Below are 984 nucleotides of genomic sequence, written 5' to 3'. Positions count from 1 at the left end.
CAGCAAGGGCCACTATCAGGCGACGTTCCGCTCACTGTTCGGCGCGGTGCCGGTCCGGGTCCGGCGGCTGTTGGTCTGCCCCTGCCATGGTCCGGGCGAGCCGAAGAGCTTCGCAGCCCTGGAGCTCGGCGGGGGTACCGTCGCGCCCGAACTCGCCTGCGTCACCGCCCGGTATGCGGCGCTGGCGCCGTTCGGCAAGGTCGCCGCGCTCCTGTCCGAGTTGCTTCCGATCGGCGGGGCGGTGAACGCCGGCACGGTGCGGAACCGGACGCAGCGGGTCGGCAAGGAGGTGGTGCAGCTGCCCATGGCTGCGGCCGTGACGCGGCCCGCAGTGCGACCGGCCGGCGCAGTCGTGGTTGGGGTGGATGGCGGCTACGTGCGCAGCCGGCACCCCGAGGAGGGGCGCCACTTCGAGGTGGTCGCAGGCAAGGTGATCGATGCCGACGGCCAGCAGCACCGCTTCGCCTTGGTCCGGGATGGCCAGGCGGGGTCGGCTGTGACCCTGCGACAGGCGCTCGCCGCAGCAGGCGTAACCGCGGCCACGGCTGCGACCGTGCTGTGCGACGGCGATGCCGGGCTGTGGCGGCTGCAGCGCGAGGTGCTGCCGGGCGCCACGCCCGTGCTGGACTGGTGGCACGCCGCGGTGCGCTTCGAGCACGCAATCAGGTCAGGCCGCAGACTTGAGGCGCCCCTCACTAACCGTGCCGAACGCGACCTGGAGCGGGCGAAGTGGCGCCTATGGCATGGGCGCTGGGCGGGATGCCGGGCCAAGCTCATGGCCCTACTCCGCTGGACCAGGCGAGAGGACGTGGTTGAGGCAGCAGGGAGTGACCGCCTCCAGCATCACGTCACCGATCTGCTGGGCTACCTCGAGCGCAACGAGGCAGCGCTGGTGCCCTATGCCGCCCGGCGTCGGCGCGGCTTGCCGATCTCGACCGCGTTCGTGGAGAGCGCGGTGAACGAGATCGTGGCCAAGCGGATGAA

General features: G+C 71.7%; 1 protein-coding gene. It reads left to right on the top strand.

Features of this window, described 5'->3' with window-relative positions:
* A partial coding sequence (locus Q7A36_RS40125) for an ISKra4 family transposase (protein ID WP_305109379.1) occupies positions 1-984 on the top strand: 984 nt, incomplete at both ends.

It is taken from the genome of Paracraurococcus lichenis, assembly GCF_030657435.1.
GTDB lineage: Bacteria > Pseudomonadota > Alphaproteobacteria > Acetobacterales > Acetobacteraceae > Paracraurococcus > Paracraurococcus lichenis.
The sequence above is the reverse complement of the archived record's forward strand: the minus strand, read 5'-3'. Positions and strand labels throughout refer to the sequence as shown.